Source organism: Mammaliicoccus sp. FSL K6-3158, assembly GCF_038005105.1.
GTDB lineage: Bacteria > Bacillota > Bacilli > Staphylococcales > Staphylococcaceae > Mammaliicoccus > Mammaliicoccus sciuri.
Genome location: NZ_JBBOSL010000001.1, coordinates 1241111 through 1261229, shown reverse-complemented (window position 1 = coordinate 1261229; position 20119 = coordinate 1241111). Strand labels below are relative to the sequence as shown.

General features: G+C 32.2%; 22 protein-coding genes and 1 other annotated feature. Of the genes, 1 reads left to right on the top strand and 21 read right to left on the bottom strand.

From position 1 onward, the window contains the following. Positions 1–133 precede the first annotated feature (133 nt). From secDF to MHH94_RS06240, 15 genes are all read right to left on the bottom strand, one after another. Positions 134–2425, bottom strand: coding sequence for a protein translocase subunit SecDF (gene secDF / locus MHH94_RS06310; protein WP_058592082.1), 2292 nt, complete (start codon positions 2423–2425; stop codon positions 134–136). 169 nt (positions 2426–2594) lie between these two features. Further along, positions 2595–2858, bottom strand: coding sequence for a preprotein translocase subunit YajC (gene yajC / locus MHH94_RS06305; protein ID WP_025904259.1), 264 nt, complete (start codon positions 2856–2858; stop codon positions 2595–2597). Between the two features lie 12 nt (positions 2859–2870). After that, entirely contained in the window at positions 2871–4010 is a 1140-nt protein-coding gene (tgt, locus tag MHH94_RS06300) for a tRNA guanosine(34) transglycosylase Tgt (RefSeq protein WP_048539646.1), read from the bottom strand. 15 nt (positions 4011–4025) lie between these two features. After that, a complete protein-coding gene (gene queA / locus MHH94_RS06295) occupies positions 4026–5051 on the bottom strand; it encodes a tRNA preQ1(34) S-adenosylmethionine ribosyltransferase-isomerase QueA (protein WP_048539645.1) in 1026 nt (341 codons plus the stop codon). 16 nt (positions 5052–5067) lie between these two features. Then, entirely contained in the window at positions 5068–6048 is a 981-nt protein-coding gene (gene ruvB, locus MHH94_RS06290) for a Holliday junction branch migration DNA helicase RuvB (RefSeq protein ID WP_370622763.1), read from the bottom strand. A 28-nt stretch (positions 6049–6076) separates the two neighbouring features. Further along, on the bottom strand, positions 6077–6667 hold the full coding sequence (ruvA, locus tag MHH94_RS06285; protein WP_048539643.1) for a Holliday junction branch migration protein RuvA: 591 nt from the start codon (positions 6665–6667) through the stop codon (positions 6077–6079). A 14-nt stretch (positions 6668–6681) separates the two neighbouring features. Continuing rightward, positions 6682–7143 carry an ACT domain-containing protein gene (locus MHH94_RS06280; RefSeq protein WP_058592080.1) on the bottom strand — a complete coding sequence of 154 codons (462 nt, stop codon included), beginning with the start codon at positions 7141–7143 and terminating at the stop codon, positions 6682–6684. Positions 7144–7155: 12 nt separating this feature from the next. Next, the gene (obgE, locus tag MHH94_RS06275) at positions 7156–8445 is read right to left on the bottom strand and encodes a GTPase ObgE (RefSeq protein ID WP_025904265.1); all 1290 of its coding nucleotides are present in this window, start codon (positions 8443–8445) and stop codon (positions 7156–7158) included. 2 nt (positions 8446–8447) lie between these two features. After that, the gene (locus MHH94_RS06270; protein WP_058592098.1) at positions 8448–8978 is read right to left on the bottom strand and encodes a Spo0B domain-containing protein; all 531 of its coding nucleotides are present in this window, start codon (positions 8976–8978) and stop codon (positions 8448–8450) included. Between the two features lie 193 nt (positions 8979–9171). Continuing rightward, positions 9172–9456, bottom strand: coding sequence for a 50S ribosomal protein L27 (gene rpmA / locus MHH94_RS06265; protein ID WP_025904267.1), 285 nt, complete (start codon positions 9454–9456; stop codon positions 9172–9174). A 10-nt stretch (positions 9457–9466) separates the two neighbouring features. Further along, complete coding sequence (locus MHH94_RS06260; protein ID WP_058592079.1) at positions 9467–9787, bottom strand: ribosomal-processing cysteine protease Prp; 321 nt, start codon at positions 9785–9787, stop codon at positions 9467–9469. Positions 9788–9790: 3 nt separating this feature from the next. After that, positions 9791–10099: a 50S ribosomal protein L21 gene (gene rplU / locus MHH94_RS06255; protein WP_016911517.1), complete on the bottom strand. Its 309-nt coding sequence runs from the start codon at positions 10097–10099 to the stop codon at positions 9791–9793. Between the two features lie 12 nt (positions 10100–10111). Further along, positions 10112–10185 (bottom strand) — a sequence feature (ribosomal protein L21 leader region). A 59-nt stretch (positions 10186–10244) separates the two neighbouring features. Beyond that, positions 10245–10748, bottom strand: coding sequence for a rod shape-determining protein MreD (gene mreD, locus MHH94_RS06250; RefSeq protein WP_048539640.1), 504 nt, complete (start codon positions 10746–10748; stop codon positions 10245–10247). Beyond that, a complete protein-coding gene (gene mreC / locus MHH94_RS06245; protein ID WP_058592078.1) occupies positions 10748–11605 on the bottom strand; it encodes a rod shape-determining protein MreC in 858 nt (285 codons plus the stop codon). The genes mreD and mreC overlap by 1 nt, the downstream gene beginning before the upstream one ends. Positions 11606–11706: 101 nt before the next feature. Continuing rightward, positions 11707–12150, bottom strand: a complete 444-nt coding sequence (locus tag MHH94_RS06240; RefSeq protein WP_340840165.1) for a DUF4930 family protein — start codon at positions 12148–12150, stop codon at positions 11707–11709. Positions 12151–12295: 145 nt separating this feature from the next. Here MHH94_RS06240 and MHH94_RS06235 point away from each other — a divergent pair, with 145 nt between their 5' ends. Then, entirely contained in the window at positions 12296–12442 is a 147-nt protein-coding gene (locus tag MHH94_RS06235) for a hypothetical protein (RefSeq protein ID WP_191092288.1), read from the top strand. A 76-nt stretch (positions 12443–12518) separates the two neighbouring features. On the opposite strand, the gene MHH94_RS06230 is transcribed toward MHH94_RS06235, so the two are convergent. The 6 genes from MHH94_RS06230 to MHH94_RS06205 form a co-directional block, all read right to left on the bottom strand. Continuing rightward, positions 12519–14267 carry an ABC transporter ATP-binding protein gene (locus MHH94_RS06230; RefSeq protein ID WP_058592076.1) on the bottom strand — a complete coding sequence of 583 codons (1749 nt, stop codon included), beginning with the start codon at positions 14265–14267 and terminating at the stop codon, positions 12519–12521. Further along, a complete protein-coding gene (locus tag MHH94_RS06225) occupies positions 14264–16003 on the bottom strand; it encodes an ABC transporter ATP-binding protein (RefSeq protein ID WP_119469641.1) in 1740 nt (579 codons plus the stop codon). The genes MHH94_RS06230 and MHH94_RS06225 overlap by 4 nt, the downstream gene beginning before the upstream one ends. A gap of 273 nt (positions 16004–16276) precedes the next feature. After that, positions 16277–16555, bottom strand: coding sequence for a hypothetical protein (locus tag MHH94_RS06220; protein WP_058592074.1), 279 nt, complete (start codon positions 16553–16555; stop codon positions 16277–16279). Between the two features lie 44 nt (positions 16556–16599). Continuing rightward, the gene (gene radC / locus MHH94_RS06215) at positions 16600–17316 is read right to left on the bottom strand and encodes a RadC family protein (protein ID WP_058592073.1); all 717 of its coding nucleotides are present in this window, start codon (positions 17314–17316) and stop codon (positions 16600–16602) included. Next, positions 17306–18031 (bottom strand): prepilin peptidase, encoded by a 726-nt coding sequence (locus tag MHH94_RS06210; RefSeq protein ID WP_058592072.1) that lies wholly within the window; start codon positions 18029–18031, stop codon positions 17306–17308. Before MHH94_RS06210 ends, radC begins: the two co-directional genes overlap by 11 nt. 168 nt (positions 18032–18199) lie before the next feature. Then, entirely contained in the window at positions 18200–19597 is a 1398-nt protein-coding gene (locus MHH94_RS06205; RefSeq protein ID WP_058592071.1) for a YfcC family protein, read from the bottom strand. Positions 19598–20119: the final 522 nt, after the last annotated feature.

Sequence of the window (20119 nt, the reverse complement as noted above, 5' to 3'; positions counted from 1 at the left end):
ACTTTTGTTACTATGGGCACCCTTAGTTACATTTCCCCGTACTTTTGTAATCATGACCCCTAAGTTAAACCTTTATCATTTACTCTAAACAAAAAAGTACCTACCCTTTTACTAAGGACAGGTACACGATTTATTAAACTAATATTTTTTCATCGTTTGATTTTTTCTCAGTATATACAACTAATTTACCATTTTCTGATTTTTTAAGTTGTCGTTTTTTCAAGATACCCCATAAAGGTACTGCGACGAAAACTGATGAGAACACACCGGATACTAAACCGATTAATAGTGCTAATGAGAAGTTGAAAATACTTGATGAACCAAGTATTAATAATGCGACAACTACTATAACAACTGTTAATACGGTATTGATTGATCTTGTCATCGTTTGTCTAATAGATGAGTTAACAATCATATCAATAGTTTCTGGTTTCGTTATCACTTTCACTTTACGTAAATTTTCCCTTACGCGGTCAAATGTAACGATTGTGTCATTGATTGAATAACCTATAATTGTTAGAACTGCTGCTATGAATGTAATATCCACTTCGAGTCTGAATAAACTGAATACCGATACGATCATAAATACGTCATGTAATAATGCAAGTACAGCAGTTGTACCCATTCTCCATTCAAATCTAAATGATACGTATAAAACAATTCCTAGTGCTGCATAAAGCATTGCTTTAAATGCATTTCCAGCTAATTCTTGACCAACAACTGGTGAAACCGTACTTACGTTTGGATCATGACCCAATGATTTACCAAAGTCAGATTTAACTTTTTGTATTTCAGATTTGTTTAATGCATCTTTAAATTGAACGGTTGCCATTTTGTTTCCAGTTCCACTTGTTGTAACTTGTGATGGTTCTAATCCCATATCTTTAAACTGTTTTGACACTTGTTCAGTCTTGATAGCTTGATCAGATTGTAAGTCAACACGTGTACCACTTGTGAAATCAATACCTAAGTTTAATCTAAATATCGATATGATGATAGCACCGATAATAATCGTAATTATACTAAATGTTAATAATGGTTTAGCAAGTTTTACGAAATTAATTTTGTCATAGACTGTTCTTAAATCATGAACGTCTAATCTTTCACTAATATCATGTCTATCTTTCTTAGAAACACCAAACCAATTATATTTTTTCTTGAAGTAGTTTGAGTTTACTAATAATGCTAATAATATTCTTGTGAAAAATACTGAAGTTACGAAACTCATAAGAATCGCAAGTAATAACATTGTTGCGAAACCTTTTACTGAACTTTCACCAAATACGAATAATACGAGCGCTGCTAAAATTGTTGTTAAGTTAGCATCTAAAATCGTAATAAATGAAGAGCCAGAACCTTTTTTGAAGGATTGTTGTAAAGTCCTTCCTATCCGCAATTCATCTTTTATCCGTTCGTACATGATGATGTTAGCATCAACGGCCATACCTACACCTAATACTAAGGCAGCAAGTCCGGGCAATGTTAATACCCCTGAAATAAAGTTAAATGCTACTAATGTTAAGTAAACATAAGCACTTAATGTAATGACAGCTACAACACCAGGTAATCGGTAGTAAATGAGCATGAATAAGAATATAATACCTACACCTATTGAAGAAGCAAGTACTGTTTCATCTAATGCATCTTTACCGAATTGTGCACCTACTGATGTAGAATAAACTTCATCTAATTTAACAGGTAGTGAACCTGAGTTTAATAAATCTGCAATTTGTTTTGCTTCTTTAACACCTTTTTCACCATTGAATCCACCAGAAATTTCAACATTTTCTGAATTGATTGGTTGGCTTACAGTTGCTGCAGAAATATATTTCGGTTCTTTACCTTCTTGTTCTTTCTTAGCTTCTTTAGCGTAACTGTCTCCTTTTTCATAGTCCATCCAAATGACCATTAAATTAGGATTCATTTTAGAAACTTTTTCAGTTACTTCTTTGAACTTTTTAGCATCTTTTAGTTTAAGAGTAACGGCTACTTCGTTTGTATTGTCTTTAAAGCCTTGCTTAGCGCCACCTTGAACTAAATCTTTACCAGATAGTAAAACTCTATCCTTTGCATCTCTGATCGTTAAATTCGCTTGTGTAGAAAGTACTTCACGAGCTTCATTCTGGTCCTTAATACCAGCTAATTGAACTCGAATTCGATTACCTTCTTCAACTTGAATTTTCGGCTCAGAAACACCTAATACGTTTACACGTGACTCTAAAGTCTTTGCAGTAGATTTAACCGCATCATTATCAATCTTATCACCTTTGTCTAAAGGATTAACTTGATATAAAACTTCAAAACCACCTTGTAAGTCTAGACCTAAATTTACATTCTTTGTTATATCTTTTGTTGTTGATCCTATTAAGCTAAAAACCAACACTGCAAGAAGTAAAAAGGCTATAATTCTACTCCGCTTTTTCACGATAACACCTCTTACATATTTTTAATTCACTATATATGTTATAGCATACATCAACTATAGTTGAATAGCCATAACATTCATGTATGAAAAAAAGACATGGATAACCATGTCTTTTAACATTAAATATGATACATAATATTAAACCAATTTCCTTAAAAAGTAAACTGTTTTATGAAGGGTCTACTTGTTTAATAGCTGGTTTTTCAAATGTAATTTCGTGTCCTTTATCGTTAACAGAAACAACAACGATAGACTCATCTACTGCTCTAACAGTACCTTTGATACCGCCGATTGAAGTTACTTTTTGACCAACTTCTAAACGGTTTAATAATTCACGATGTTCTTTTGCACGCTTTTGTTGTGGTCTAATCATTAAGAACCAAACAAGCGCAAAAATTAAGATAATAGGTAATAATTGTACTAATACTTCCATATTCAATCTCCTTTAAAAGTTTTTGGGGTTATCTACATTTAGTCCATACTGCTCGAAAAATTCATCTTTGAAATCAAGTAATCGATCTTCTCTTATTGCTTGGCGAATGTTCTCCATAAGTTTTAATAAGAAATACAAATTATGATATGTAGTAAGACGAATTCCAAATGTTTCATCTGCTTTAATCAGATGACGCAAATATGCTTTAGTATAGTTTCTACATGTATAACAATCACACTCTGGATCAAGCGGAGATAAATCTTGCTGATATTTAGCATTTTTTATAACGACTCTACCTTGAGATGTCATACAAGTACCGTTTCTAGCTATACGTGTAGGTAATACGCAATCAAACATATCGATGCCTCTAATAGAACATTCGATTAATGCGTCTGGAGAACCAACTCCCATTAAATATCTTGGTTTATTAAATGGCATTAATGGCGCTGTATGTTCAACCATTCTGTACATGACAGGTTTAGGTTCACCAACAGACAAACCACCAATAGCATAGCCAGGAAAATCAAGTGAAACGAGGTCTTTAGCACTTTGCTCTCTAAGATCCTTATATTCTCCACCTTGGATAATACCAAATAAAGCTTGATCTTCAGGGCGACGATGAGCTTCTAGACATCTTTCCGCCCATCTTGATGTTCTCTCAATTGAATTTTTTACATATTCATATTCAGATGGCATTGGAGGGCATTCATCAAACGCCATCATAATATCTGAACCAAGATCATTTTGAATATGCATCGCTTTTTCAGGACTTAAGAACAATTTAGAACCATTTAAATGATGTCTAAAATGTACACCTTCTTCTTCGATTTTTCTCATATCACTTAAACTGAATACTTGAAAACCTCCAGAATCAGTAAGTATAGGTCCATCCCAATTCATAAACTTATGTAATCCACCCACTTTAGAAATGATATCACTTCCAGGTTGTAACCACAAATGATAGGTATTACTAAGTATAATTTTTGCTTCCATCTGTTTAAGTTCTTCAGGGCTCATTGTCTTAACTGTTGCTTTAGTTCCAACAGGCATGAACATAGGCGTTTCAAATGAACCATGAGGTGTATGCACAATCCCTAGTCTTGCACCTGATTGCTTACAAGTCTTAATGTGCTCGTATGTTACTGCAGGCATAATGTTGCTCCTTTTCTATATTAAAATCATTGCATCTCCGAAACTAAAAAATCTATACTTTTCTTCAACTGCATGTTTATATGCATTTAAAATATGTTCTCTAGTCGATAGTGCGGATACTAGCATGATGAGAGTTGATTTTGGTAAATGGAAATTGGTAATTAAACCATCTATCGCTTTAAACTCATATCCCGGATAAATAAATATGTCAGTCCAACCACTTTCTTCAACAAATTGGTCATTTTTAGAACGAATTGTCTCTAGTGTTCTTGTAGACGTTGTACCTACAGATATTATTTTATGACCACTTGCTTTTACACAGTTTAATAATTCTGCCGTTTCAGCAGTCATTTGGTAGTATTCTGAATGCATTTCATGATCATCTATATTATCTACACTGACTGGTCTAAATGTACCCAAACCAACATGTAACGTAATAAATGCAATGTGTACACCTTTATCAGCAATTTCTTGTAATAAATGTTCAGTGAAATGTAAACCTGCTGTAGGCGCAGCTGCAGACCCAACTGCTTTAGCATAAACTGTTTGATATCTATCTTGGTCGTCTAATCGTTCTTTAATATATGGTGGTAACGGCATTTCACCAAGCTCATCTAATCTTTCTTGTAAGATACCTTCGTATGAAAGTTTCATAATGCGTCCACCTTGATCAAGTTCTTTGATACAAGTCGCAATGATTTTACCTTCTCCAAATGAAACAGATTGACCAACTCTTATACGTTTAGCTGGTTTAATTAATACTTCCCATTCATTATCTTCTTGTTGCGTTAGCATCAGCATTTCTACTTTTGCACCAGTTTCTTCTTTTAAGCCAAACAATCTTGCTGGCATGACTTTCGTATCATTTAATACTAAACAGTCACCTGGTGAAAGTTGATTGACAACTTCTTTAAACGTTAAATCTTCTAATTCACCTGTAGCTTTATTACATTTTAATAACCTACTGCTCTCTCTATCTAACAGTGGTGTTTGTGCAATTAATGATTCAGGTAAATCAAAATCGAAATCTTCAATATTCACAAACTTTGCCTCTTTCCTAATCCATTTTAATGTCGAAGTGATCATAACTTAAAGCAGTAGCACGACGACCTCTTGGCGTTCTTTCTATAAACCCTTTTTGGATGAGATAAGGTTCATAAACGTCTTCAAGTGTTACACGTTCTTCACCTATCGTGGCTGCTATCGCATCTAATCCAACTGGACCACCTTTATAATTATTCAGGATACAGTGCATAATTTTATAATCTATATGGTCGAGTCCTTCTTCATCTACTTGTAGTAAATCTAAAGCATGCTTTGTAATATCCATAGAAATAGCTTCGTCACCTTCTACTTGAGCAAAGTCACGCACTCTACGTAATAAACGATTGGCTATACGAGGTGTTCCTCTACTACGTTTCGATAATTCAACTGTACTATTTTGGTCAATATCTACTTCAAATACTTCAGCAGTACGTTTTATGATTTCTTGCAAACTATTATCATCGTAATATTCTAATCTAAGATGCACACCAAAACGATCTCTCAAAGGTGCTGAAAGGCTCCCTACACGTGTTGTTGCACCTACTAGCGTAAAAGGTGGTAAATCAATTCTAATACTTCTAGCTTCTTCACCTTTACCAACGACAATATCTAAGAAGAAATCTTCCATAGCAGGGTATAACACTTCTTCAACGACTCTGCTTAATCGGTGTATCTCATCAATGAAAAGTACATCCCCTGGTTGTAACGCAGAAAGTATGGCTGCTAAATCGCCAGGCCTTTCAATAGAAGGTCCACTTGCAGTTCTTAAATTAACATTCATCTCATTAGATATAATATGAGCTAAAGTCGTCTTCCCTAAACCAGGTGGACCATAAAGTAAACAATGATCTAAAGGTTCTTCCCTTAACTTAGCCGCTTTAATAAATATATCTAAGTTTGATTTAATATTATTTTGACCAATATATTGATTTAAAGTATCTGGTCTTAATGAAAGTTCACTTTGGATATCATCTTCGTGTCCATGTTCATCCATTAATCGCTCATCCAAAAAATCACCTCATTTACTGAATAAGTAATGCTAAACCTCTTTTAACACAAGCATCTACTGAATCAAATGATTCTTTTTCTAGGTTCTTCTTAACTTTTGTAATTTCTCGTCTAGAGTAACCTAATGCTTCTAAAGCTAACAATGCTTCTTCTAATACATCCTGACCGGCATCTTTACTTTCTGGGAATAACTCAGATTCTTCAGTGATAACTAATTTCCCTTTTAAATCAAGAATAATTTGTCTTGCTGTTTTTTTACCGATACCAGGAAACTTTGTCAAATATGATTCATTTTCATTTTCTATAGCAATTGCTACTTCATTAGGCGTGCTTGTCGCTAAAATTGCTAATGCTGACTTCGGTCCAATACCTGTTACTTTAATTAAGCTTAAAAACATATCCTTTTCTTCTAGATTCACAAATCCATATAATAATTGGGCATCTTCACGCACAATTAATTGTGTATATACTTGCGTTTCTTTATCTAATTGAGATTGAAAACGATATGAGTTTGGTGTTTGAATTTCATAACCTATACCATTTGCCTCAACTACAATATGAGAAGGATATAATTGTGAAACGATTCCTTTTATATATGCATACATTTAGACAACTTCCTTTACATACTCATTCCAATAACTTCTACTTCATCAACATACGGACTTTCTTTAATTGCATCCATTAACTCTTCTAATGATAACTCAATATTTGCAGCATTAAGAGAAATTGTAATCGTTGCTCTATCCTTTATTGGTAGACTTTGATGAATGGTAAGAACAGAACCTTTAACTTCAGCAATTTTATTCAAGACAGTTGCGAGCATTCCCACTTCATCTTGTACGTATAAAATTAATGTTAAATTTTTGGTCTGTTCTTCTAATCTATCAATTGGAAATATTGTATCTTTATATTTATAAAAAGCACTTCTAGATAAATTAAATTCTTTAACTGCATCATAAATCGTTAAATTATTATTTTTTAATAGTGCATTTTTAACTTTGATTGTCTTTTGCACTGACTCTGGCAAAACATCTTCTCTGATTAAATAAAACCTTTTTGTTGATTCATTTGATTTTTTCAATTGGAACACGCCCTATTCGACAAATTCAAATTCTCCACCTAAAATTCTTACAATATCACCATTTGAAGCACCGCGTTCTCTTAAGGCATCATCAATACCCATTGAACGCATTTGTCTTGCAAATCTTCTAACTGCTGCATCACGATTAAAGTCTGTCATTTTGAATAATCTTTCAATCGAATTACCTGATACAACATAGGCACCATCGTCATCTCTCGTAATAACAAAATGATCTCGTGATTTCTCGTGTTTATATACAACACGATGTACACCAGTTTCTTCTTCGACTGAATCGAAGTCCATTCCTTCAGTTTCATCTAATAAATCAGCAATTTGATATAGTAGTTTATCAACGTTATGACGTGTAACTGTACTAATAGGAATAATATTAACATCTTCTTGAAGTTGTTCTTTGAACATTTCTAATTGTGTTTCTGAATCTGGTAAATCCATTTTATTCGCAACGACAATTTGTGGTCTTCTAGAAAGATTTTCATTATATGATTTTAATTCTTGATTAATTGTAACATAATCTTCATATGGGTCTCTGCCTTCCATTCCACTCATATCTATTATATGAACAATTACTCTTGTACGTTCAATATGTCTTAAAAATTGATGACCTAAACCTACACCTTCAGAAGCACCTTCAATTAAACCTGGTAAATCTGCCATTACAAATCCTCTACCATCATTTGTTTGGACAACGCCTAAATTAGGTTTAATTGTCGTAAAGTGATAAGCACCGATTTTTGGTTTTGCTTTGGAAACGATAGATAATAATGTTGATTTACCAACGCTTGGATAACCTACTAAACCTACATCTGCCATAAGTTTAAGTTCTAACATGACTTCAAGTTCTTCACCAGGTTCACCATTTTCACAGAAATCTGGTGCTGGATTACTTGCTGAAGCAAATCTTGAGTTACCTCTACCACCACGGCCACCTTTAGCAACTGTAGCACGTTGACCATGTTCAACAAGGTCAGCTAGAATCTCTTCATTTTCAGCATTTTTAATAATTGTACCAGGTGGTACTTTTAATACTAAGTCGTCTGCTCCACGACCATGCATGTTACTACTTTGTCCATTCTCACCTTTATCAGCTTTAAATTTTCTTTGAAATCTAAAGTCTAATAAAGTACGTAAACCTTCATCTACCTCAAATACGACTGAAGCACCTTTACCACCGTCGCCACCTGCTGGTCCACCAAATGGAACATACTTTTCACGACGAAAAGCTACTAAACCGTTTCCGCCGTCACCAGCTTTTAACGATATTTTGACCTGATCTATAAACATGTTTACACCTCTATTTCTTTTATGTTAATAAAAAATTCTAATTCTATATGATTTTGACTTTCTGATAAAATTTCAACGTTATATTTAGAAAATGATTGTTCAATTTGATTAAAGTCCTTATTAGTTGGACTTAACCAAACAAGCATTGTGACAAATTCTTCTTCTACTGTAAGACTAATATGAATATTTTTTTCATCCATATCGTTAATCACAACAGCTTTCAAATCATTAAATATATTAGTTAAAGTATCATCAGTTCTTTCTAAGTTCTTTTGATAATAATCGATATTTGAGTTATCAATTTCAAATGTCCATTTAGAGCCTGACAAAGATAGTTTGTATTCAAATACATTATGAACAAATTTTCTACACGGTGCATTTAAAAACAACTGTTCTTGCTTGAGATTTTTGTACAATTCATCAATTAATAAATCAACCTCTTCATGTTTTCCTAACTGTTTATATGTATATAACAATTGGAACTGATTCACAAAATCATGTCTAGACTTTAAATACACATCTAAATTATTCATTCCATCACCTTTATTATCGTTATTCATAACACTCATTATAACATTTTCGTATTATGAATAAAAAAAGAAACTGCAATTCTGAATAGCTTCTTTATATATAAACCACACTATGCATTCTTATTTAAATAACTGCCAACATAATGATTGAGGCTGGGACAATTATATATGTCCCAGCCTCATCTAAATATAAAGATTATTCAGCAGCTGCGTATACAGATACTTTCTTTTTGTCACGACCAAAACGTTCGAATTTAACAACGCCGTCGATTTTAGCGAATAATGTATCGTCTCCACCGCGACCTACGTTTTCACCAGCGAAAACTTTAGTTCCACGTTGACGATAAAGAATAGAACCACCAGTAACGAATTGACCGTCAGCACGTTTAGCACCTAAACGTTTTGATTCAGAGTCACGACCGTTCTTTGTAGAACCTACCCCTTTTTTCGATGCGAAAAATTGTAAGTTTAATTTTAACATGAGTTACACCTCACTTGTAATTTAGTTTAATATATTGCCCATATTCTTCTTCGATTGTTTTCAAAGAAACGATAAGGCCTTGTAATAATATTTGCGCTTGTTCATTTTCTAAGTTTACACTACGTATATGAAAATATCCACCGTCGTCACTGTAATCTATATCAGGCGACTCATCAGTTAATCCAATGATAGCATTTGTTGTACCAAAGACAACTGCTGAAGCACCGGCACAGACTAAGTCTTTACCGTATTCACCTGAATCAGCATGTCCAGACATTTCAATATCTGTAACTTGCCCTTCTTGATTCAAACTAACATCTACAATAATCATAAATTATGCGTTGATTTTTTCGATTGTTAATTTAGTGTAAGGTTGACGATGACCTTGTTTACGTTTGTAATTTTTCTTAGCTTTGTATTTGAATACAGTGATTTTTTTACCGCGTCCTTGTTTTTCAACTTTAGCAGTAACTGAAGCACCTTCAACAACAGGTGATCCAACTTTAACTGAATCTCCACCTACAAATAATACTTGGTCAAATGTGAATGAATCACCTTCATTTACGTCTAATTTCTCAACCCAAATTGTTTGACCTTCTTCTACTTTAACTTGCTTTCCGCCAGTTTCAATTATAGCAAACATACTTGCACCTCCTAATTTTTTAAGTCACGCCATTCATAGGTGACATCCGTACTTTAAGACCTATGATCGAGCGGTTGTATGTAGCTAGAAACTACTCAACTTCAATAGATTACCACCTACAGCTATTGATGTCAATATTCTTTCATTAATTCGTATTTCTTTCTAATAATTTTAATACAAATGGGAATATGATGATTAAGCATATCAAATTAAATATGACAGTTGGTATTAATCTAAATAGAATAATTTGACCAATATTAATAGAAACAATACCTAAAAAACCATAAAAAACCATTACCCATATTTCAAGTAATACAACTGATGATATTAAGAGTATAACCATCATTAAAATGTCTCTATAAAATACTTTAAATAGTTTATCCATCATAATTACAAAAGTTGCATATCCAAATGTATAGACACCGTATATACCGCCATAATAAATATCTGTAAAAATACCTGTTACGATTGCTAAAATAATAGCAACTTTAGGATTTTTGTATACAGCAATTATTAGTAAGTACAAAAATGTTAATCGAGGCACGATTATAAATGTCTCATTAAATAAATTTAACGGTGATAAACGTGTTAATAATGAATCTAAATAAAATAATAAGACACCAATTAAAGGAATAACGTAAAATCTCATTATTCCTCACCACTTTCATCAGATGAAGGTATCGTTTCTGGATCACGTTTAGCAACATATACATGGTTTAATTCTTTAATATTTGTAGATGTCTTAATGTAAGCGACTTTAGATAATCCATATTCATCATTTTCTACTTTTTCTACTTTACCTACTAATATACCTTTAGGAAGTTGGTCACCTAAACCATTTGTTACAACTTTAGAGCCTTTTTTGATGCTGTATTTATTATCGATATCACTAATAACAAGTAAATCTTTATTTTCATCATATCGATTAATCATACCAAAGATATTTTCATCGTCTTGTTGAATATCTACTGAAAGCTTACTCGTTTTAACACTTGTAGATATTAACTCAACTTGTGAAGAAAATTGATTTGCTTTTTTAATTCTACCTACTAAACCTTCACTCGTAATGACAGCCATATTTTCTTTCATGCCGCTCTTTTTACCTTTATCAATGATGACTGTATTCATCCATTGATCCGGACTTCTACCGATTATAGTAGCTGATATTGGATTGAATTGCGAAATATCTTTCATATCCAATTCTTTTTTTAAGGCTTTGTTTTCTTTTTCTAATCTCGCTTTATCAGCTTTGATTTGATCTGTACTTTTTACTTCTTCTTTTAATTTATCAACGTCTTCGTCTGAAGTGAAAATTCCAGAGAAGAAGTCAGAAACAAAAGTAACTGGATAAGATACGATTCTTCCACCAAACGATGATGTATCACTCGCATATTGTTCACTAAGCGATGCAGATTGTGCTCTCACTGAATAACCAACAATTACAATTAATAAAACCATAGAAATTAGAAAAATCATTATTTTATTATTTTTAAAAAAATTCGACAATCCAAACACCTCTTAATCTTCAAATGACTCATTAACAATGATATTACTATTTTAGCTTACACAGCACTTTAAATAAAGTAAGAGACTGCCGAAATAAAAATTTAATATGCAGTTTTAGGTAATAATTCTATATTTGAGTGCATTGCACTTAAATCATTCATTAAATCTTGCTCTGTTTGATATACGTACATCTTGGGTTCACCAAATTTATACAAGATATACTCTGTTCCTCTTTGCCCTGCAACATAGTTGTCGTCATATCCCATACGTTCTAGTCTTGAAACATCCATGAATTCACTTTTATTAATCCAATTAAATGCTTGTTTAGTTTGACCTAACGGTACATTTTGCAACAATGGATTATCTTCAATTTTATAAGTTGCATTTGCATGTTGTGGAGACATTTCTTCAGTTGTTTGTCCATTACTGTGATCAAACGGGTTTAAATCACTCAATGCTGGTACATTTCTATATACAATAACAATGATAATGACAATTGCTAATAACGCTAATAAATTTCTAATTAATCTAAATAACCATCTCAAAATTATAGACACCTCTCATTCATTAATATTATACGAAAATTGTTTAAATATCATCATCGGGCTTTAGACCTAAACCTTTAATCATTCTGTAGTCCGATGTAATTACTTGCTCTATTCTATATAATGAATTCAAGAGGTGATAAATTTGGAATTAATATATATATTTTTAGCTATCTTGTTTTTAATTATCTTTTTTAGATTTTTCGTTGGACTATTAAGAGTTGTAATAAAATTAGCAATCATCGCTTTAGTTATTTACTTCATATATCAAGGCGTACTTTACTTTATGTGACCGCAATGATGAGTTTAAAAAATATAAAACAATGGCCTGGGAAATTGTATCCCAGGCCATTGTTTGTTTAACTCGATTAATCTGTTAAAGACTGCATTTGATACATTTTGTAATATTGTCCTTCTAATTTAATTAGCTCATCATGATTGCCTTTTTCAATGATGCGTCCTTTATCAAGAACAATAATTTGATCAGCATTCTTAATCGTTGAAAGTCGGTGTGCAATAATAAATGATGTTCGTCCTTTAGACAACACAGTCATTGCTTTTTGTATGATTTCTTCCGTTTCAGAATCAATACTTGAAGTCGCTTCATCTAAAATTAAAATTTCTGGATCAAATGCCAGTGCTCTCGCAAATGATATAATTTGTCGTTGACCAGAACTTAATGTTCGACCTCTTTCTATAACTGGCTCATCAATACCTTTTTTAAAGTGTTCTAACACTCTATCTCCACCTACTGCATTTAAACTTTCAACAGCTTTTTCTCTCGTAACTTTAGGATCGTCTAATGTAATGTTGGATAAAATAGTCCCTGTATATAAGTATGGGTCTTGTAATACAATGCCCATATGTTTACGCATATCTCTTTTGTCCGTTTTAATGGTCGGTATACCATCAATTTCAATCGTTCCATCAGTAGGATCATAGAATCTGAAAAGTAAATTCATAATAGAACTTTTCCCTGATCCTGTATGTCCAACCAATGCAATTGTTTGTCCTTTATCGACTTCTAAATTGATATTTTCCAAGACGTATTCACCTTCATTATAAGCAAACGATACATCGTTAAAATGAACATGACCTTCTATTTTTTTAGGCAACTGAATTTTATGTTCTGGCATCTTTTCTTCAGACACATTCATCATTTCAAATACTCTCACGCAAGAAACTCTTGCTTGTTCTAATTGTCCCAATACGTTTAATACACCAAACAATGGATCAAACAATCTTGTTATATAATTTACAAGAATATATAACGTACCAACTGAAATTGCGACAGAAGAATTTAGAAATTGTGTGCCAAATACGACAATCAACATTAAAAACACAATACTTCTAATCGTACTCAACAAGTTATGTTCTGTCAGCGAATCAAATTGTATGATTTTTTTATAATTGTTTAAATACGCTTGATTCATTTCATCAAAATCATTCATAATTTCTTTTTCTTGTTTAAATGCTTGAATGATATTCATACCATTTATAGATTCATTAATAAGTGCATTCATATCACTGTTTTTTTCTCGAATTACATAGTTGTATTTACCCGTTACTTTTTTGTACCACAATAACCAAAGTATTACGAAAGGTATTGTAATCAGTGCGATAAAACCAATTTTAATATTAATAAAAAATATCGCAATAATGACACCTATCATCGTGATAAAAGCCGAAATAAAGTTTGGTAATATAACAGTGAATAGTTCGAGTATCATTTGTGTATCATTCGTTATTCTTGCTACAACTTTTCCTGCTGGTAAATTATCAAAGTATTTTATCGGTAACTTTTGTACGTGTTCAAAAAGTTTAATTCTTAACTCTTTAATAACATCTGAGCCAGCACGTTGAAGAACGAGCGTTTGAAAATAACTTAATATCGCATGAATGAGTGACACTACAAAAAACAAACTCAATAATAGTAGCACTGGTCGTAGTTGTATAATTTGTGAAGCAGATGTTTTAACATAATGATCAATAATATACATCGCAACCAATGGCCCTAATAATTCGAATCCCACTGCTCCAATTAAAATAACAATACCAATGATGAATCTTTTCTTATATTTGCTAACAAATGGAAAGAGTTGATTTACAATACTCACTTGCTATACACCTCCTTCAACCGTTGTCTTTCAAATTGAGATTTGTACCAACCATTCATATGGAGTAATTGGTCATGCGTACCTGACTCTGTTATTTCTCCATGGTCCATTACAACAATTTGATTAGCATGTTTAACACCAGATAATCGATGTGTCGCAATAATGGTTGTTTTACCTTGTCTATATTTTTGTATATTTTGTATAATTTTCTTTTCTGTTTTTGCATCAACAGCAGATAGTGCATCGTCTAAAATTAATATTTTAGGATCCATAATCAATGCTCTAGCAATTGCTATTCTTTGCTTTTGACCTCCAGAAATTGCTATGCCTTTTTCTCCTACTAATGTTTCTAAACCTTGTGGTAAACGTTCGATATCTTTTTCAAAGTATGCTAATTTGATTGCTTCTTTGATATCATTATCAGTAGCATCTGATTTACCAAATCTAATGTTATCTCTAATAGATCTAGAGAATAAAATGTTTTCTTGAGATACGTAACCAATTAAACTTCTTAAATCACTTTTTGAAATTTGATTAATATTAGTATCTCCAAGTACGATTTCTCCATTACCAGTAGGATATTCTTTCAAAATTTGTTTGATTAACGTTGTCTTACCAGAACCAGTTGCACCGACAATACCCAAAGTTTCACCTTTACCTAGTATAATATTGATGTTGTTCAAGTTAATGGATTCACTCGATGGATATTTAAACACAACAGAATTCATACCTATATCATGTGAAGGCATGCCTTTATTTTCTACATCAAGTACTGTTTCCGCTTCATTTAACGTTTCTTCAACACGATCTATAGACGCATTACCTCTTTGCATGATATTAATCAAAATGCCAACTGAAAACATTGGCCATACGAGCATATTTAAATATACGGTGAATGAAATCAGACCACCAATTGTCATTTCACCACTGTTAACAAGAAAAGCTCCATAACCTATTCCGATAACTTGACTCATAGCAGTGATAATAATCGTTATTGGTTGAAAAAACGCATCCATTTTTTCAACATTCATAAATTTTTCTACGACACTTTCAGTCATATTTTTGAAATCTTTGTTGAGTTTATCTTCTTGTACATACGCTCTTGTAACACGTACACCTTCAATAGACTCAAGAACACTGTCATTCATATCACCAAACGATTTTTGTGAAACTAAATAGCGTTTATGAATTCTTTTACCTAATTCAATTTCTAATATGGCTAGTAAAGGTAATGGAATCAGTGCAAATAGTGTAAGCTTCCATGATACTGTAATACCCATCGTTAATATTATCGTTCCCATAAATGTTGTAGAATCAATTAAAGTTAAAATCCCTATCCCTGCAGTATTTCTAATTTGATTCAAATCGTTTGTAGACTTTGCCATCAAATCTCCAGTTCGATTTTTCTCAAAAAATGTTGGACTCATTGATAAAAATTTTTGCATCAGTTTACGTCTCATAATTGATTCAAGTATTTGAGAACCTGAAAAAATTAAAGTTCTCCAAATATAATTCACAATATAAGACAAAATTAATACAATTATAAAAATAATCACTAATTGATGATATATTTGTTCAGTTAAAGAACGGTCACTTATCTTATCTATAGTCTGCCCTACTATCCAAGGTGGCAGGACTTCTACAACGTTCGCAATTAATAACAGAATAATTGCAATCGAATATCTCTTCCAATGATCTTTAAAAAACCACATTAACTTTTTAATTGCTTGAAACATGTTGTCCCCCCTTAACCCCTATCATTAAACACAAAAAAGCACACGCATCCTTAAAGAAAGCGTGTGCTTAAATTACATTCTAAAGGAAGTGAATATACTACTCCCTAATGCTTCATATTTAACGTAGGGGTAGTGATGTATGATGTTGTATGTTTATAAAATCTTCTTCTGATGTTTCTCATAAGTCACTACCTCCTCTCTCATAAATTTAAGTTAATGATAGCCTTTTCAAAAATTAATGTCAATATAATATCCGAAAATTTACAATTTTATTTATTTGTTTAATATTTTGTTTAAAATGAATAATGTAATTGAAACGAGAATACCCCAAGCAATTCCTGCAACAATTGAACCAAGTATTAAATTAATTGAAAGTGTAGAACCGTCTTTAGTTAAAGTAAGAATAATGGAAGCTAAGAATACACCAATGATGCCTAACACCAACGTGATGCCATAGTCTTTTCTAACAATTGGTCGCTTTTTCTTACGTTGAAATAAAGAAATAATAAATAGTAACGGTAATACGACAAATAAGAACGTTATGATTTGCAAAATAAAAACTCCTGACTCATTTTTAATTACATTATAACATTGAATCATTCAGTTATATTATTAATTTCTAAGTCTTCACACATGATATAGTCATTTTCAAATATGCTAATAAATTCTCCATCACCAATGATAATATGATCTAATAAATCGATACCCATTAAATCACAACAATATAATATTCGCTTTGTCGTTTTAATATCTTCTAATGATGGTGTCGGATCACCACTTGGATGATTATGTGCAATGACAATTGAAGCAGCAGAATGCTTAACTGCCTCTCTCAATAAATCTCTCGGATGAACAACCGCCATATTTAATGAACCAATAAAAATCGATTGTTCATGTATAATTTGATTCTTTGTATTTAATAATAAAGCAACAAAGTGTTCTTGCTTTAAATATCTTAATTTTTCCATTAAATAATCTGCAACATCTTGTGGTTCATTGATTTCTACTTTGTCGAGAACGGTATTGCTATGCATTCTTTTAGCTAATTCAATAACTGCTAAAATTGTAATTGCTTTAGATTCACCAATACCATTAACACTTAGTAATTCAGACAATGTTAAATGTCTTAGTTCTCTTGTATTTTCAACTAAATTCAATACTTTATTCGCACATTCTAGACTGGAATATTGTTTGCTTCCTGAATTAATAATAATCGCCAATAATTCTCTATTTGTTAATTTATCCGGACCATATGATTTCAGTCTTTCTCTCGGTTTATCTTCATGTTGTAAATCTTTAATTTTAATAACCATAGTTGCCTCCTAAAAAATAATCATTAAGTTGAGTTTGGAATAATTGTACAAATATAACCGCAAGTGTCATAAAAGGAACGAGTGGTACTTTTTGAATTTTGTTTCTAGTGGTACATACATAAAGTGTGATCAATACACCCGCAAATATAAAAGTAAACATAAAACATAATATAAAATGTGATACCGGCAAAATTAAACTGAGTAACGAAAACAATTTAATATCTCCATAACCTAGCCCTCCCCTTGATATGAAATATAAAATGTGCAAAATTAATATGATAAACAGTGCGTAAAAAAATTGTTCTCGCGTTATTCCAAATAAATAAACACTACATACTAACATAATGATGAGCATATGATTCGGTATGACAAAATGATGGAAATCATAAATAGATAAAGGTATTAAAAATATAATTAAGAAGTAATACAAAAGAGGATTTAATTGAACTACTGAAAGAATGGGAATCAGAAATAGTATGCCTAAAAGGACTTCAGAAACTAATAAAATTATTGGAATGCGCTTCTTACAATAACGACATTTACCGTGTAATGCTACATAACTTACAATGGGTAATAAATCTATCGGTTTAAGTGATGTATGACATGATTCACAAACTGAACGTTTCGTTAATAAATGAAAACCCACATTTTTCACACCCGTAAGTTGATACATATAACTTGCAATGATTGCACCGAATATAAACATTTTGAACATACTTTTTAGCTCCTTATTGATATATATTAATATACCAAATGTGACCACAATATTTATAATCGCATATTGTTAGTAAATAGCTCTAATACTTTTTAACTCTTTATAAATTCATTAAAAAAACTTGAAAAACATCTAAAGATAGCATGTGTTTTTCAAGTTTTGTAAAATTTAATAACCTAGGGCTAATGCAATAATAATACCAACTAAGCAGATAACAACCCACAGTAATAATAACTTCCAAATAAATTTAACCCAAGTTGTGTATGAGATTCCTGCTACAGCTAATCCTCCCATTAACGAAGCTGATGTTGGGAATATGCTATTACTCACTGCATCACCATATTGGAAGGCAAGTACTGCCATTTGCCTATTGATATTCAATAAATCAGAAATAGGCACCATTAATGGCATAGTCGTCATCGCTTGACCAGAACCAGAAGGGATAAAGAAATTCAGGACCATTTGTATGATAAACATCATCCCTACCGTAATACTTGCTGGTAAATCTTGAATTGTATTTGTTAAATAATAAACTATTGTGTCGATAATTTTACCATTTTCTAATACAACGACGATTGCTTTAGCGAAGCCAACAATTAATGCTCCAAATAAAATAGATTGCATACCCTCGATTAAAGCATCGAAAGTACCATTAAAACCTAAACCAGCAATAAAACCTGCCAATAATCCGACTAGCAAGAAATTGGCACTCATTTCATTAAATGACCAACCAAATGTAAAAATGCCAAATACGTTAAAACATATTGCACTGACTAATAAAATTAAACAAAACATTTGTCGCTTTGTAAATCTACCAATCTCTTCTTGTGGTTCTGTTTGATTCTTTTCTTGTTGTTCTAACTCGTATACTAAACTTTTCTTTGGATTCTTTTTAACTTTTCGAGCGTAAAACATAACGTATGCAATACCAACAATTAATACACAAATATAAATAATCGTTCTAAATTCCCATCCAGAAAAAAGCGGAATTTCTGCAATCTGTTGAGCAACTCCAACTGTAAATGGGTTGAGCATTCCACCCAGAAATCCAGCAGCAGCGCCCATGATAATCATTGCAGCACCTGTCATTGCATCATATCCAACTGCTCTAGCAATCGCTATACCGATTGGAACAAAGATAATTGTCTCTTCAGCTAAACCTATCGAGAAACCAAGCAATGAAAAAATAAACATCGTTAGTGGAATCATTAACTTACCGTTTTTACCAAGCTTGTTCATTGCAGCATTGACGCCATTGGTAATGGCACCTGTCTTATGAATAATGCCAAATGCTCCACCAACTAAAAATATGTAAAAGATAATATCAGCACCACTGATTAATCCTTCAGGTATAGATCTAAATATTTCTAAAAATCCAGAAGGTTCACTATCTACTAAATGATATGTACCTGAAACAACCTCTTCCCGATCATTAACAGACTTCCTGTCAAATTCCCCAGAAGGTATCACATATGTCAGTAAACAACTCATAGCAATAATGAAAAGCAATATAGCATATGTATGAGGATTCTTGAACCTTATAAATTTTCCAACTATATCTTTCAAATTAATCCCCCCTATTTATAAGTACCATCATACACTATTATCAGAAAATATTGAATATTATATAAAAATCTATGATTTTGTTCGTGCATGCTTGCCTAGGGTATGGTTTGAGCCTGTAGTCTCTCACACATACTATTGCCTCAGGCGTCAGCACGTTACAAAATCGTTAAAAATAATCTGAGAACTTATCCGCGAAAAGCATGGGCATAAAAAAATGAGTTTGGGACATAATTCCTAACTCAAATTAAATAACACCTCATTTACTGATTTATTCAGTAAAAATGAGGTGTTTTTATGATTTTTGGCTTAATTTGTGAAGGCGTGTTTATAGTATGGTGCCCATAGTAACAAAAGTCGTCGGAAGTGTAACTAAGGATACCCATAGTAACAAAACGACACTCGTTAAAGATATATAAGAAAAGAGACTGGGACATAATGTAATGTCTCAGTCTCTTTTATCATATTGGCAGTAGATGTCTGAATTGAAAATGCGCTTGTACCAAGCTTTTTTCAACTCTAGTC

Excerpts from the sequence above, each read along its gene's own strand:
- yajC (WP_025904259.1), bottom strand. The coding sequence starts at position 2,858 with ATGGAAGTATTAGTACAATTATTACCTATTATCTTAATTTTTGCGCTT.
- tgt (WP_048539646.1), bottom strand. The coding sequence starts at position 4,010 with ATGCCTGCAGTAACATACGAGCACATTAAGACTTGTAAGCAATCAGGT.
- ruvB (WP_370622763.1), bottom strand. The coding sequence starts at position 6,048 with ATGGATGAACATGGACACGAAGATGATATCCAAAGTGAACTTTCATTA.
- ruvA (WP_048539643.1), bottom strand. The coding sequence starts at position 6,667 with ATGTATGCATATATAAAAGGAATCGTTTCACAATTATATCCTTCTCAT.
- obgE (WP_025904265.1), bottom strand. The coding sequence starts at position 8,445 with ATGTTTATAGATCAGGTCAAAATATCGTTAAAAGCTGGTGACGGCGGA.
- MHH94_RS06270 (WP_058592098.1), bottom strand. The coding sequence starts at position 8,978 with ATGAATAATTTAGATGTGTATTTAAAGTCTAGACATGATTTTGTGAAT.
- rpmA (WP_025904267.1), bottom strand. The coding sequence starts at position 9,456 with ATGTTAAAATTAAACTTACAATTTTTCGCATCGAAAAAAGGGGTAGGT.
- MHH94_RS06260 (WP_058592079.1), bottom strand. The coding sequence starts at position 9,787 with ATGATTATTGTAGATGTTAGTTTGAATCAAGAAGGGCAAGTTACAGAT.
- rplU (WP_016911517.1), bottom strand. The coding sequence starts at position 10,099 with ATGTTTGCTATAATTGAAACTGGCGGAAAGCAAGTTAAAGTAGAAGAA.
- mreD (WP_048539640.1), bottom strand. The coding sequence starts at position 10,748 with ATGAGATTTTACGTTATTCCTTTAATTGGTGTCTTATTATTTTATTTA.
- MHH94_RS06225 (WP_119469641.1), bottom strand. The coding sequence starts at position 16,003 with ATGTTTCAAGCAATTAAAAAGTTAATGTGGTTTTTTAAAGATCATTGG.
- radC (WP_058592073.1), bottom strand. The coding sequence starts at position 17,316 with ATGGTTATTAAAATTAAAGATTTACAACATGAAGATAAACCGAGAGAA.
- MHH94_RS06210 (WP_058592072.1), bottom strand. The coding sequence starts at position 18,031 with ATGTTCAAAATGTTTATATTCGGTGCAATCATTGCAAGTTATATGTAT.